The organism is Nocardioides sp. WG-D5, from assembly GCF_054031175.1.
In genome coordinates, this window is record NZ_CM132928.1 from 465,485 (window position 1) to 479,417 (window position 13,933).

Sequence of the window (13,933 nt, forward strand, 5' to 3'; positions counted from 1 at the left end):
CGTCGTCTCTGCTTGTCGAGCCGCCACCGGAGTCGTCACAGGGCAGCAGGTGCCCATTCTAACTACGTGGCGTGCGGCACCGTCAGCAGCAGGTGTCCAGGAACAGCCGGTGCAGGCGGTCGTCGGCGTTGACCTCGGGGTGGAAGCTGGTGGCCATCAGCTGGTTCTGGCGTACGGCGACGGGGTGACCCTCGACGCTCGCCAGCACCTCGACGCCCTCACCGATCTCCTCGACCCAGGGTGCCCGGATGAAGACGCCGTGGACCGTTCCGTCGAGGCCGGTGACCTCCAGGTCGGTCTCGAACGAATCGGTCTGCCGCCCGAAGGCGTTACGCCGCACCGTCATGTCGAGCCCGCCGATGGTCTCCTGGCCTGCCGCCCCGTCGAGGAGGCGGTCGGCCAGGAGCACCATGCCCGCGCAGGTGCCGAGCGCCGACATCCCGGTGCGGACACGGTCGCGCAGCGGGTCGAGCAGCTCGAACGTACGGGCAAGTCGCCACATCGCCGTCGACTCACCGCCGGGGATGACGAGGGCGTCGCACGCGTCGAGCTCCTCCCTCCGCCGCACGGAGGTGCCCTTCACCCCCAGCCGGTCGAGGGCGGCGAGGTGCTCGCGGACGTCGCCCTGGAGGGCGAGTACGCCGACCGTGGTCACCAGCCGCGCTCCGCGAACTGGATCGACCGGGCCGGCTCGTCGACGTTGATGCCGACCATCGCCTCGCCGAGACCACGCGAGACCTTGGCGACGACGTCGGGGTCGTCGTGGAAGGTGGTCGCCTTGACGATCGCCTCGGCGCGCTGGGCCGGGTTGCCGGACTTGAAGATGCCAGAGCCGACGAAGACGCCCTCGGCGCCGAGCTGCATCATCATCGCGGCGTCGGCCGGGGTCGCGATGCCGCCGGCGGTGAACAGGACCACCGGGAGCTTGCCGTTCTCGGCGACCTCCTTGACGAGCTCGTAGGGGGCCTGGAGCTCCTTGGCCGCCACGTAGAGCTCGTCGTCGGCGAGCGCGCCGAGGCGGCGGATCTCGCGGCGGATCGTACGCATGTGGGTGACCGCGTTGGAGACGTCGCCGGTGCCGGCCTCGCCCTTGGAGCGGATCATCGCCGCGCCCTCGGTGATGCGACGCAGGGCCTCGCCGAGGTTGGTCGCACCGCACACGAACGGCACGGTGTAGGCCCACTTGTCGATGTGGTTCTCGTAGTCGGCCGGGGTCAGCACCTCGGACTCGTCGATGTAGTCGACGCCCAGGGACTGCAGCACCTGCGCCTCGGCGAAGTGGCCGATGCGGGCCTTGGCCATGACCGGGATGGAGACGGCCTCGATGATGCCGTCGATCATGTCGGGGTCGGACATGCGGCTCACGCCGCCCTGGGCGCGGATGTCGGCGGGGACGCGCTCGAGCGCCATCACCGCCACCGCCCCGGCGTCCTCGGCGATCTTCGCCTGCTCGGGGGTGACCACGTCCATGATCACGCCGCCCTTGAGCATCTCCGCCATCCCGCGCTTGACGCGCGAGGTTCCCGTCTCATTCGTGCTTGTTGCCATGGTGCGATCGTAGGTCGGGATCGGACGTACGCCACCCTCGGAAAGGCCTGGTCAGGCCACTGTTCCCAAAGTGGACTGCTAGGAGGCCACTCAGGAGGCCAGTGCTTCGACGGCTTCGGCGACCGCGGCCGGGGCGCCGGCCAGGGACCAGAGGACACCGCCCGCCTCGACCTGGGCCGTGGTGCCGCCGGCGCCGAGGATGAGGGCCGCTCCGGGGAGGCGGTCCCAGTCGGGGACGGAGTGCTGGAGAAAGAGGTGGAGCTTGCCCTGGGCGATGGCGGTGAGGTCCATCGACCCGGAGCCGAGGATCCGGATGGAGGCGGCCTGGCTCGCGACGCGGACGTAGGCCTCGCCGACGGGGTGCCTCAGCTTGGCCGGGTGGAGATAGGTCGTCAGGCAGGCCAGGGCGAGCGGCGTGTCGAGCACCGCGTCGAGCCGGACCCCGTTGCGGGTGGTGGGCAGCTCGGGTCCACCCACGTAGACGGCGTCCTCGGCCGGCGAGTAGACGGCGCCCAGGACCAGATCGTCCCCGTCGGTCAGCGCCAGCGCCGAGCACCACCAGTCGAGCCCGCGGACAAAGTTGTAGGTGCCGTCGACCGGGTCGATGGTCCACACCCGGCCCGTGGTCGACTCGCGGGCCGAGCCCTCCTCGCCCAGCACGCCGTCGCCGGGGTGCTCGGACGCGAGCCGGTCGACGATCGCCTTCTCGGCGGCCTTGTCGGCCGCGGTGACCAGGTCGGAGACCGAGGTCTTGGTCTCGATCGAGTCGCCGATGCCCGCGCTGCGCATCTTGGCGGCGAGAGCGCCGGCGCCACGGACGAGCTCGGTGGCCAGGCGTACGTCGGCCGCGCTCGGCGCGGTCACGAGGCGGCCTCCTCGGCGAGAGCCTGCCTGCGGACGGTCCACACGCGCTGTCCGACGGTGACCGTCGAGGCGACCGCGAGGATCCACAGCGCGATGTAGATGAGGAGGTCGAGGTCGAAGATGCCGGCGAAGCCGGTCAGCACCAGGACCAGGACGAGCCGGTCGGCGCGCTCGGCGATGCCGACGTTGGCGGTGAAGCCCAGCGACTCCGCGCGGGCGCGGGCGTAGGAGGTGACCGCGCCCATCACCACGCACCACAGGGTCAGTGCGAGGTAGAGGTCGGAGTCGCCCGGGCCGGCGAAGTAGAGCGCCAGGCCGCCGAAGACCGCGCCGTCGCCGATCCGGTCGAGGGTGGAGTCCCAGAAGGCGCCGAACTTGCTCGTGCGGCCGACGGCACGCGCCATCGCCCCGTCGATCAGGTCGCTGAACACGAAGCAGGTGATGAAGATGGTGCCGGCCAGGAGCTCGCCGCGCGGGTAGAACGCGAGCGCGCCGACCGCCACTCCGAGGGTGCCGACGAGTGTGACGGCGTCAGGGCTGATCTTCAGTGCGATGAACAGCCGGACGATGGGCGCGAGGACGACTCCCTGGACGAAGCCTTTGATGTGATCCAACATGGCGCGGCCACGCTATCGGATCCCGCCGAGGCGTCAGCGCCGCGCGCCGAAACGTCACCCACATTCTGCCGAGGCGTCACTCACGTCGGGCGAGGCGTCGGTCCGGTCGGCCGAGAGGTCAGGGCGTGACGCCTCGGCCGACCGGGGTGACGCCTCGGCTACACGCCTTCGGTCAGATCGCGGACCTCGGCGTAGCGGGAGCGGACGGCGGGGTCGGGGTCGGCCTCGTACGTCTCGGTCCCGGCGAGCTCCCACGACGGCGGCTCCTCGCCGCCGGCGAGGGTCCAGGCGGCCTGCCGGGCGGCGCCGTCGGCGACGTACTCCCCCGGCTCGGGGACGAGGACGGGGTGGCCGAGGACGACGGGGGCGAGGCGGCGTACGGCCTCGGAGCGGGCACCGCCGCCGACGAGGAGGACGCGATTGACGGCGACGCCCTGAGCCTTGAGCGCGTCGATGCCGTCGGCGAGACCGCAGAGCAGGCCCTCGACGGCCGCGCGTGCCAGGTAGGCAGGCTCGGCGGTGGCGAGGGTCAGTCCGTGGATGACGCCACGGGCCGAGGGCCGGTCGGGGGTGCGCTCGCCCTCGAGGTAGGGCACCAGGACGAGGCCGCCGGAGCCCGAGGGCGCCGAGAGCGCCAGCCGGGACAGCTCCTCGTGACTGACCCCGAGCAGCCGGGTCGTCGCGTCGAGGACCCGGGCGGCGTTGAGGGTGGCGACCAGCGGCAGGTAGCGACCGGTGGCGTCGGCGAAGCCCGCGACGGCCCCCGAGGCGTCCGAGGTCGGCGTCTCCGAGACCGCGCAGGCGACCCCGGAGGTGCCGATCGAGACGACCACGTCGCCGGGCCGGGCACCCACGCCCAGGGCCGCGCCGGCGTTGTCGCCGCAGCCCGGACCGAGGAGGGCTCCGGAGGAGGTGTGCCCGGCCGACGCCGTCGGAGCGAGCACCTCCGGCAGCACGACGTCGTCACGCCCGAGAGCTCGTTTGAGCAGGTCGCGACGGTATTCGCCGGTCACCGCGGAGTAGTAGCCGGTGCCGCTGGCGTCGCTCCGGTCCGTACGCAGCGCCTCCAACCCCGGCGCACCGGCGAGCTTCCAGGTCAGCCAGTCATGGGGCAGACACACCGCCGCCACCCGAGCCGCCGACTCCGGCTCGTGCTCGGCGAGCCAGCGCAGCTTGGTGGCGGTGAAGCTGGCCACCTGGACGGAGCCGACGGCGTCGGCCCAGGCCGCGGCACCGAGCTCGGTGTTGAGCGCGGTGGCCGCGGCGGCGGAGCGGGTGTCGTTCCACAGCAGCGCGGGACGTACGACCTCTCCGGCCTCGTCCAGGCAGACCATCCCGTGCTGCTGACCGCCGACGGAGACCGCGGCGACGTCGTCGAGCCCGCCGGCGGCTTCGGCGGCCGCCTCGAGCGCGGTCCACCACGCCGCCGGGTCCACCTCCGTCCCCTCGGGGTGGGGCGCGGAGCCGGAGCGCACCAGCGCCCCGGTCTCCGCGTCGCGGACGACGACCTTGCAGGACTGGGTCGAGGAGTCGACCCCGGCGACGAGCGGCATGCCCGGCAACCTAACGAAGCCCGAGCAGGTGGTCCATGGCCAGCTGGTCGAGGTGCTCGAAGCTGTAGCCGTGGTCCAGCTTCTCGATGTCGTAGGTCACGTTGCGGATGTCCTCGAGCGTCTCGCCCTCGGCCAGCGTCGGCACGGACAGCTCCTCGACCTGCGAGGCCTCGAGCGCTGCCTTGACCTCCGGGTCCGCCCGGAACGCCTTGGCCCGCTCACGCAGCACCAGGTAGTTGCGCATGCAGCCCGCGGCCGAGGCCCACACGCCGTCCTCGTCCTCGGTGCGCGGCGGCTTGAAGTCGAAGTGGCGCGGGCCCTCGTAGCCCTTGGTCTCCAGCAGGTCGACCAGGTTGAACGCACCGCGCAGGTTGCCGGCGCCGAAGCGGAGGTCCTGGTCGAAGCGCGGTCCGTGCTGGCCGTTGAGGTCGATGTGGAAGAGCTTGCCGTGCCACAGCGCCTGGGCGACGCCGGAGGCGAAGTTGAGCCCGGCCATCTCCTCGTGGCCGACCTCCGGGTTGAGCCCGACCATCTCGGGGCGGTCGAGGCTGTTGATGAAGGCGAGCGCGTGGCCGATGGTCGGCAGCAGGATGTCGCCGCGCGGCTCGTTGGGCTTCGGCTCGATGGCGAACCGGATGTCGTAGCCCTTCTCGGTCACGTAGTCGCCGAGCAGGTTGACCGCCTCGCGGTATCGGTCCAGCGCCGCCGCGATGTCCTTCGCGGCGTGCGACTCCGCGCCCTCACGCCCGCCCCACATGACGTACGTCATGGCCCCGAGCTCCGCGGCGAGGTCGATGTTGCGCGCGACCTTGGCGATCGCGTAGCGGCGCACCTCGCGGTCATTGGAGGTGAACCCGCCGTCGCGGAAGACGGGGTGGCCGAAGAGGTTGGTCGTGGCCATCGGCACCTTGAGGCCGGTCTCGTCCAGCGCCGCCTTCAGCTTGTCGATCTCCGCCTGGCGCTCGGCGTCGCTCGCGTCGATCGCGAAGACGTCGTTGTCGTGGAAGGTGATGCCGTAGGCGCCCAGCTCGGCCAGCTTGTGGACCGAGTGCGCGACGTCGAGGTGCGGCCGGCTCGCCGACCCGAAGACGTCCTGGCCGTTCCAGCCCACGGTCCACAGACCGAAGGTGAACTTGTCGTCCGGGGTGGGGGTGTACTCCGTCATAGCCTTGCTTCCTCACTTTAGTTCACGACTCGGACTATGTAACTCCGATGAAACGCGATGCTCGTCACATTGTCAACCGGTTCCCAGCGGAAAAGTCGATCGGTTGACCTCAAGTTCAGAACTTGGTCTAATCCCATCCATGACGGTCCGAAGCGAGCCAGCCCAACATGCCGGGATGCGGGCGAGCAACCTCGCGCTCGTGCTCGGCGAGGTCGCCCGCACGGGACCGGTCTCCCGGGCCCGGGTCGCGGCGCGCACCGGACTGACCAAGTCGTCGGTCTCCGGGCTCGTGGCCGATCTGATCTCCGCCGGCCTGATCGGCGAGAGCGGCCCTGCCGCGACCGAGCGTGGCCGGCCCGCCACGGCGCTCAGCCTGGCTCCCGGCGGCACCGCCGGTCTCGGCCTGGAGATCAACGTCGACTACCTGGCCGCCATGGTGACCGACCTGACCGGCGCTCCGCGCTACCACCATGTCGTACGCCGCGACAACCGCGACCGCGAGGTCGACGAGGTCGTCGCCGACCTCGTCGAGGTGGCCCGCACCGCCGCCGGCAGCGCGGCCGCCCAGGGTCTGCCCCTGGCAGGGGCCTGCGTGGCAGTGCCCGGCCTGGCCGTCGACGGCACCGTCGTGCGCACGCCCAACCTGCGCTGGCCGCGGGTCGACCTCGCGGACGCGGTCGGCGAGGCGACCGGGCTCGACGTCGAGCTGGAGAACGAGGCCAACCTCGCGGCTCTCGGCGAGATGTGGTCCGGCGATCACGAGCACGAGGGCGGGCCCCTGCGCGACTTCGTGCACGTCTCCGGTGAGATCGGCATCGGTGGCGGCATCGTGGTCGGCGGCGAGGTCTTCCGCGGGGCGCACGCCGGTGCCGGCGAGCTCGGCCATGTCGTCGTCGCCCCGGACGGACCGCGCTGCGCCTGCGGTGGCCACGGCTGCCTGGAACGGATGGCCGGGCAGCAGGAGATCCTCGCCCGGGCGCAGGTGGCGACGATGGCCGACCTCACCCGGGCCTGCGAGGCCGGCGACCGGGCCGCTCTGGACGCGGTCACCGACGCCGGCCGCCACCTCGGGGTCGCCCTCGCCTCGGTGCTCACCCTCCTCGACCCCGCCGCGATCGTGCTCGGCGGCGCGTTCGCCACCCTCGCGCCCTGGCTCGCCACCGCGACCGAGGCCTCGATCGCTCGCCACACCGGTGCCGCCGAGCCGCCGCCGCTGCTCGTCTCCGGCCTCGGCAGCGACGCGGCCGTGCGCGGGGCGGCCGGCACGGTCGTACGCCGCGTGATCGACGATCCCGCGGCCTACCTGGCCCGCCGCCCCTGACCCACCGCTAGCGGGAGACCGTCGCCGTCGTGATCCGCCGGTCGGCCGTGCCGACCCGGTGGGTCTCGCCGGTGATGGTGACCAGCACCTTGTCGCTGCCCGACTCGACGGCGGCCGAGGCGGCCTCGACCTCGGAGAGCTCGGCGATGCCCTCGGCGACCGCCGTCGCGACCTTCTCGCCGGCCGAGGCGGCCACCCAGACCTCGACGTCGCCAGGCTCGACGACACGGGTGAGGCTGCGGTCGGTGAACGCCAGCCGCGTCGTGGGCACCTCGAAGCGCACCACCACCGACTCCCCCGGCTCCAGCGCGACCCGCTGGTAGCCGAGCAGCTGCGAGACCGGGCGGACCACCGAGGCCAGCAGGTCTCGGCCGTAGAGCTGGACCACGTCCACACCGGCGACGTCGCCGAGGTTGGTGACGGTCACCTCCACCTCGAAGGTGCCACCGGCCGTGACCGTGCGGTCGGCCGAGAGCCCGCTGTGACCGAAGGTGGTGTAGGAGAGGCCGAAGCCGAAGGGGCGCGCCGGCGTCGGGTCGGTGGCGGTGACCTCCGACGGACCACCCAGGAGGGGCTGCAGGTAGCTGTAGGGCTGGGTGCCGGAGACGCGCGGCAGCGAGACCGGCAGCCGGCCCGACGGGTTGACCGCACCCGAGATGATGCGGGCCAGCGCCGCCCCGCCCTCCTCGCCGGGGAAGAACGCCTGCAGCACGGCCGCGGGACGCGCCTCGTCCTCGAGCGCCCAGCCGATGGCGTACGGCCTGCCGGTGACGACCACGAGCACGACCGGGGTCCCGGTCGCGACGATCTCGGTGACCAGCTCGCGCTGGACCCCGGGGAGCTCGAGCGACTCGGAGTCGTTGCCCTCCCCCACGGTGCCGCGGCCGAAGAGCCCGGCCTGGTCACCCACGACGACGACCGCGACATCGGCCTCGGCAGCCGCCGAGACGGCCGCCGGGAAGCCGGAGCGGTCCGTGCCCTCGACGTCGCATCCGGCGACGACCTCGAGCGCGGCGCCGCCGAGCGCGGCGTCTCCGAGCTCGGCCCGGATCGCCTCGGCGATCGTCGGCAGCTCGATGCCGAGCGGCTCCTCGGGGTAGCTCGCCATCACGTGGTTGACGAAGGAGTAGCAGCCCATCAGCGCCTCGGGCCGGTCGGCGTTGGGACCGATGACGGCCACCTTGCCGGCGCCAGCCGCCAGCGGAAGGACACCGTCGTTGCTGAGCAGCACCACCGACTCCTCGGCCAGCCGGCGCGCCAGCGCGCGGTGGGCCGGGGAGTCCAGGTCGATCGACTCCGGTGCGCCCTTCTCCAGACCCGCCCCGAACGACTCGTCCAGCAGGCCGAGCTCCTCCTTCTGCGCCAGCGCCCGGAGCACGGCCCGGTCGACGAGCGACTCGGAGACCTCCCCGGAGCGGATCAGCGCCGCGAGCGGCTCGAGATAGGCATCCCCGCTGGGCAGCTCCACGTCGACACCGGCCTCCAGGGCCAGCGCCGCGGCTCGCCCGCGGTCGGCGGCGATCGCGTGCATCACCGCGAGGAACGCCACCCCGAAGTAGTCGGCGACGACGACCCCGTCGAAGCCCCAGGTCTCGCGCAGCAGGGTGGTGAGGTGGTCGACCGAGGAGTGCTGCGGCACCCCGTCGATGTCGTTGTACGACGCCATCACCGATCTCGCGCCACCGTCGAGCACCGCCATCTCGAACGGCGGCAAGAAGATGTCGGCGATCTCGCGAGGACCCGCGGAGACGGGCGCGTGGTTGCGGCCGGCCCGCGAGCCCGAGTAGCCGACGAAGTGCTTCAGCGTGGCATGCACGCCGGCGGACTGCAGCCCCCGGACGTACGCCGTCGCGACCGTCCCGACGAGATAGGGATCCTCGCCGATGGCCTCCTCGCAGCGGCCCCAGCGCGCGTCGCGGATCACGTCGAGCACCGGGGCGAGCCCCTGGTGCACACCGAGCGCACGCATGTCCGCACCGATCATCTGGGCCATCTCCTCGACGGCCTCGGGATCGAAGCTCGCGCCCCAGGCCAGCGGCGTCGGGAAGGTCGCGGCCTGCCAGGCGGCCAGGCCGGTCAGACACTCCTCGTGGACCAGGGCCGGGATCCCCAGCCGGGTCTGCGAGACCAGGCGTCTCTGCTCCTCCCACAGCCACGCGGCGCGCTCGGCCGGATCGACCGGCCGGGTGCCGTACACCCGGGTGTAGTGGCCCAGGCCGTGGGCGGTGATCTCCGAGAGACGCCGGCCGTCGCCGTCGATGTCGCGCGTCATCTCGTTGGCCATCGGCGCCACGACGTCGCCGCCGCGGTCGAGCCAGTAGCCCACGATCTGGGCGAGCTTCTCCTCCAAGGTCATCTGCGCGTGCAGGTCGCGTACGCGCTCGGAGACCTGGGGCCAGGCAGGCAGAGTCGGTTCGGTCGTTGGTTCAGTCACAGGAGGTGTCCGTTCTAGCCCTTGACCGCGCCCTGCAGGCCGCTGACGAGGCGGCGCTGGAAGGCGAGGAAGAGCACGAGGGCGGGGATCATCGCGAGGGTGGTGAAGGCGAGGACGCCGGCGGTGTCGGCGGAGTGCTCGGTCGAGAAGTCGGCGACGCCGAGCGGGAGGGTGCGCATCTTGTCCTGGAGCAGCAGCAGCGGGAGCAGGTAGGCGTTCCAGGAGGTCACGAACGCCAGCACCCCGACGGTGATCATCCCGGGTGCCGACAGCGGCATCAGGATGCGCCAGAAGACGCCGATCCGGCCGGCGCCGTCCATCAGCGCCGCCTCCTCGAGCTCCTTGGGCAGCGCCATCAGGAACGGCCGCAGGATCACCACCGTCATCGGCAGCGCGAACGCCGCCTGCGGCAGGGCCACGCCCCACCAGGTGTTCGCCATGTGCAGGTTGCGGGTGATGATGATGAACAGCGGGATGATCGCCACGGCCGCCGGGAACAGCAGGCCGAGGACGAAGACCATGAACAGCGCCTCGCGCCCGCGGAACTGGTAGCGAGCCAGGGGGTACGCCGCCATCAGCCCGAACACGACGGTCACCACCGTGGTGATGATCGCGATCATCGTCGAGTTGAGGGCGTACTGCCAGAACGAGGGGTTGCTCAGCACCCCGGCGTAGTTGCTCCACACCCACGGGTCGGGCAGCCCGGCAGGCTTGTCGGCGAGCTGGGCGTTGGTGCGGAAGCCGCCGAGCGCCCCGTAGAGCACCGGGCCGACGGTGATCGCGACCACGATCAGCGCGATCAGGTAGACCCACAGGTTGCCGCCGCTACGGCGGCGTGGGGTGAGATCGGCCGTGACGCTCATACCGTGTCCTCCTTGGTGTCGCGGCGCAGGATCAGGACCTGGTAGGCGAGGGCCATCGCGAAGGCGATCACGAACAGGATCACCGAGGCGGCACCTGCGATGCCGTAGTTGTGGCGCTTGGTTCCCTCGTCGATGAGGTACGTCGCCATGGTGGCCGTCGCGTCCGCGGGACCGCCCTGGGTGAGCACCCAGATCATGTCGAAGCACTGGATCGAGCCGATCATCGACAAGAAGGCCCAGGTACGCATGGTGGGTCCCAGCAGCGGGATCGTGATCCGCCACTGCGTCTGCCACCAGGAGGCGCCGTCGAGCTGGGCGGCCTCGTGGAGCTCCTCGGAGACGCCCTGCATGCCGGCCAGGAAGAGCAGCACGGCGAGGCCGAGGTACTTCCAGGTCAGCACGAGGAGCACGATCCACAGGGCGTACTCCGGGGTGCCGAGCCAGCCCTGCTCGGGCGGGGTGAGGCCGATCTGCGCGGTGAAGGCGTCGATGAAGCCGTACTGCGGCTGCAGCAGCTGGAGCCAGACGACCGCGGCGATGACCTCGGCCAGCACGTACGGCACGAAGATGATCGTGCGCAGCAGGCCCTGGCCGCGCATCTTGCGGTTGAGCAGGAGGGCGATGGCCACGCCCAGCGGGAGCTGGAGCAGGATCGAGCCGACCACGATCACCATGTTGTGGCCGACCGCGCTGCGGAAGACCTCGTCGCCGAGGACCTCGACGTAGTTCTCGAGGCCGACGAAGTCGGTCAGGTCGCCGAAGCCCTTCCAGTCGTAGACCGAGAAGCGCACCGCGGTGACGATGGGCCAGGCGACGAAGAGCGCGATGAGCGCCAGCGCAGGGGTTACGAAGACAAGGATCTCCAAGCGCTTGCGCCAGGCGTCACCACGAAGTCCGGTCCTTCCGGGACCGCCGGGTGCCCGGCGTACAGCACCTGTACGCCGGGCGTCCGATGTGGCGTGCCCTGACGCCGCGGGAGCGGCTTCGGTCACGTCGTGTGTCACAGGCTCAGCTCACTTTTCCTTGTCCGCGGCTTCCTGGGTGGCGGTGACGATGTCCGCCCCCGTGCCCTTGCCGGCGAACACGTTGACGATCGCGTCGTTCATCGCTCCGCCGACGGCCTGACCGAAGGCGGTGTCGAAGTAGAGCTGGACGTAGGGAGCGCTGTCGCGCACCTTGATCAGATCGGCCAGGGCCGGGTCGGTCAGCGCGCCGGTCGCGTCGGGGTTCGTCGGCAGGCCCATCCCGTTCTCCGCGAAGCCCGTCTGGACGTCGGTGGAGAGGAGGTACTTGACGAAGTCGACCGAGGCGTCGGGGGCACCCTCGGAGACGGCCCAGGCGTCACCGCCGCCCATCTGCGCGCCCGGGTCACCCTGGCCGCCCTCGATCTGCGGGAAGGCGAACCAGCCGGTCTTGTCCCCCAGGCCCTTCTTGTCCTCGGTGATGCCCTGCATCACGCCGGGCTCCCAGTGACCGGCGAGCTCCATGGCGACCTTGCCGGTCGCGAGGAGGCCGGAGGCCGAGGTCGGGCCCTCCTGGGCACCGGTGGAGAGGAAGCCGTTGTTGAAGGGCTTGTGGGCGACGATGTCGACCAGGTCGTCGCCGGCCTTCTCGAAGCAGGGGTCGGAGAAGTCGAGGCTCTTGACCGCCGAGGTCAGGACGTCCTCGGAGCACTCCCGGACCGCGGTCCAGTAGTAGTAGTGCGCGGCCGGCCAGGCATCCTTGGCGCCGACGGAGACCGGCTGGATCTTCGCGGCCTTGAGCTTGTCGACGGCGTCGTAGAAGTCCTCCAGCGTCGTCGGCGCGGCGGTGATGCCGGCCTTGGCGAAGAGCTCCTTGTTGTACCAGAAGCCGACCACGCCGATGGAGAACGGCAGTGCGTACGTCTTGTCCTCGACCTGCCAGCCGGCGACCGAGCCGCCGATCATGTCGATCTCGTCGGCCGCGTCCTCGGACAGGTCCTTGGTCAGACCCGCCTCGACGTGGTCGGCGAGCTCGCCGCCGCCACGCTCCATGTAGACGTCCGGGATCTGCTCGGGGTCACCGCTCTGGAACGCGGCGTCGAGCTTGGTGAGCATGTCCTCGTGCGCGAAGGCCTCGACCTTGACCTTGACGCCGGGGTTGGCCTTCTCGAAGTCCTTCGCGACCTGCTCGTAGTACCCCTTTCCGGGGTCGTTGTTGGAGTTGTGCCACCACGTGATGGTGTTGTCGTCGCCACCGGAGTCGCCCGAGCCGCCACAACCGGTGGCGGCAATCATCAATCCGGCGCACAGCGCGGCGAGCGCCTGTGTCTTCCTCGACATCTTTGGACCTTCTTCGTCACAGCTCTGGATGGGGTCATGTGACTGCCGCCACATTGTCGGGTCGAGCATGGCGGTTGTCAGGCATCGATGTCAATCGTTGTCGATAACGTTTTCGTAGATGGTTATCGACAATCCCCCGAGTGGGCTACTGTCAGGGGCATGAGTACGCTCGACCAGCCCCGCCCCCGACGGGTGACGATCACGGACGTGGCCCGGGAGGCGGGTGTCTCGGTGGCCACGGTCTCGAAGGTGATCAACGAGCGCTACGGGGTCAGCGAGGCGACGGCCGAGAAGGTCCTCGCGGTCATCGACCAGCTCGGCTACCAGTCGTCCTTGATCGCCTCCAGCCTGCGCCGCAAGTCGACGGGCGTGATCGGCGTGCTCGTGGCCGAGTTCGAGCCCTACTCCGCCGAGCTGCTCAAGGGCATCTCGGCCGCCCTCGACGGCACGGGCTACGAGCTCCTGGCGCATGCCGGCCGCAGCGGCGCCCACAACCACACCGGCTGGGAGCGGCGCTCGCTCTCCCGCCTCGGCCACACCCTGATCGACGGGGCGATCGTGGTGACGCCCTCGATGATCATCACCGACGAGACCACGATCCCGGTGGTCGCGATCGACCCCCACACCGGCCCCGACGGCCCGATGACCGTCGACGCCGACAACATCACCGGCGCCCGGCTCGCCGTCGACCACCTGATCGGGCTCGGCCACCAGCGCATCGGCTTCCTCGGCGGGCGCCCCGACCTGCGTTCCGCCGCGCTGCGCGAGCAGGGGTACCGCGAGGCGCTCTACGACGCCGGCCTGAGCGTCTCCGCCGACCTGATCCGGGTGGGCGGCTACCACCCCGAGGTCGCCGAGGCACCGGCTCGCGAGCTGCTCTCGCTCCCCGCCGGCGAGCGGCCCACCGCCATCTTCGCCGCCAACGACATCTCGGCCATCAAGGTCATCGAGGTCGCCGGCTCCCTCGGCCTGCGGGTGCCCGAGGACCTCTCCGTGATCGGCTTCGACAACGTACCCGAGGCCCGCGACGCCACTCCCCCGCTCACCACCGTCGCCCAGCCGCTCCACGAGATGGGCCGAGCCGCGCTCGAGCTCCTGCTCGAGCTGCTCGAGGGCAAGCAGACCGAGCGCCACCTGCGGTTGCCCGCCGAGCTGGTCGTGCGCAGCAGCACCGCGCCCCCGAAACCGTAGTTCTGGCGGGTCGAGAATGTAGAAGTGGCGGACGAAACTGTCGTCTCGTCCGCCACTTCTGCAGTCTCGGCGAG

Annotated in this window: 12 protein-coding genes; 2 read left to right on the forward strand and 10 right to left on the reverse strand. The window is 71.1% G+C overall.

Annotated features, from left to right (window positions below; genetic code table 11):
- Positions 1-82 precede the first annotated feature (82 nt).
- The 6 genes from pdxT to xylA all read right to left on the reverse strand — a co-directional run bounded on the left by pdxT (position 83) and on the right by xylA (position 5,747).
- Positions 83-655 (reverse strand): pyridoxal 5'-phosphate synthase glutaminase subunit PdxT, encoded by a 573-nt coding sequence (gene pdxT / locus ACWZJV_RS02325; RefSeq protein WP_457180090.1) that lies wholly within the window; start codon positions 653-655, stop codon positions 83-85.
- Positions 652-1,548: a pyridoxal 5'-phosphate synthase lyase subunit PdxS gene (pdxS, locus tag ACWZJV_RS02330; RefSeq protein WP_196873869.1), complete on the reverse strand. Its 897-nt coding sequence runs from the start codon at positions 1,546-1,548 to the stop codon at positions 652-654. Before pdxS ends, pdxT begins: the two co-directional genes overlap by 4 nt.
- Before the next feature lie 90 nt (positions 1,549-1,638).
- Positions 1,639-2,412: an inositol monophosphatase family protein gene (locus tag ACWZJV_RS02335; protein WP_457180091.1), complete on the reverse strand. Its 774-nt coding sequence runs from the start codon at positions 2,410-2,412 to the stop codon at positions 1,639-1,641.
- Complete coding sequence (gene pgsA / locus ACWZJV_RS02340) at positions 2,409-3,029, reverse strand: phosphatidylinositol phosphate synthase (RefSeq protein ID WP_008356881.1); 621 nt, start codon at positions 3,027-3,029, stop codon at positions 2,409-2,411. The genes ACWZJV_RS02335 and pgsA overlap by 4 nt, the downstream gene beginning before the upstream one ends.
- 158 nt (positions 3,030-3,187) lie before the next feature.
- Positions 3,188-4,582, reverse strand: coding sequence for a xylulokinase (gene xylB / locus ACWZJV_RS02345; protein ID WP_457180092.1), 1,395 nt, complete (start codon positions 4,580-4,582; stop codon positions 3,188-3,190).
- Positions 4,583-4,592: 10 nt separating this feature from the next.
- Positions 4,593-5,747: a xylose isomerase gene (gene xylA / locus ACWZJV_RS02350; protein WP_457180093.1), complete on the reverse strand. Its 1,155-nt coding sequence runs from the start codon at positions 5,745-5,747 to the stop codon at positions 4,593-4,595.
- A 139-nt stretch (positions 5,748-5,886) separates the two neighbouring features.
- Here xylA and ACWZJV_RS02355 point away from each other — a divergent pair, with 139 nt between their 5' ends.
- The gene (locus ACWZJV_RS02355; protein WP_457180094.1) at positions 5,887-7,068 is read left to right on the forward strand and encodes an ROK family transcriptional regulator; all 1,182 of its coding nucleotides are present in this window, start codon (positions 5,887-5,889) and stop codon (positions 7,066-7,068) included.
- A 7-nt stretch (positions 7,069-7,075) separates the two neighbouring features.
- Here ACWZJV_RS02355 and ACWZJV_RS02360 read toward each other — a convergent pair whose 3' ends face one another.
- From ACWZJV_RS02360 to ACWZJV_RS02375, 4 genes are all read right to left on the reverse strand, one after another.
- The gene (locus ACWZJV_RS02360) at positions 7,076-9,502 is read right to left on the reverse strand and encodes a beta-xylosidase/alpha-l-arabinosidase (protein ID WP_457180095.1); all 2,427 of its coding nucleotides are present in this window, start codon (positions 9,500-9,502) and stop codon (positions 7,076-7,078) included.
- Between the two features lie 14 nt (positions 9,503-9,516).
- Positions 9,517-10,365, reverse strand: a complete 849-nt coding sequence (locus ACWZJV_RS02365) for a carbohydrate ABC transporter permease (protein WP_196873864.1) — start codon at positions 10,363-10,365, stop codon at positions 9,517-9,519.
- Positions 10,362-11,231: a carbohydrate ABC transporter permease gene (locus ACWZJV_RS02370; RefSeq protein WP_457180096.1), complete on the reverse strand. Its 870-nt coding sequence runs from the start codon at positions 11,229-11,231 to the stop codon at positions 10,362-10,364. The genes ACWZJV_RS02365 and ACWZJV_RS02370 overlap by 4 nt, the downstream gene beginning before the upstream one ends.
- A 147-nt stretch (positions 11,232-11,378) precedes the next feature.
- Positions 11,379-12,668: an ABC transporter substrate-binding protein gene (locus tag ACWZJV_RS02375; protein ID WP_008356894.1), complete on the reverse strand. Its 1,290-nt coding sequence runs from the start codon at positions 12,666-12,668 to the stop codon at positions 11,379-11,381.
- 159 nt (positions 12,669-12,827) lie between these two features.
- On the opposite strand from ACWZJV_RS02375, the gene ACWZJV_RS02380 reads away from it, so the two are divergent.
- On the forward strand, positions 12,828-13,859 hold the full coding sequence (locus ACWZJV_RS02380; RefSeq protein ID WP_008356895.1) for a LacI family DNA-binding transcriptional regulator: 1,032 nt from the start codon (positions 12,828-12,830) through the stop codon (positions 13,857-13,859).
- Positions 13,860-13,933 lie beyond the last annotated feature (74 nt).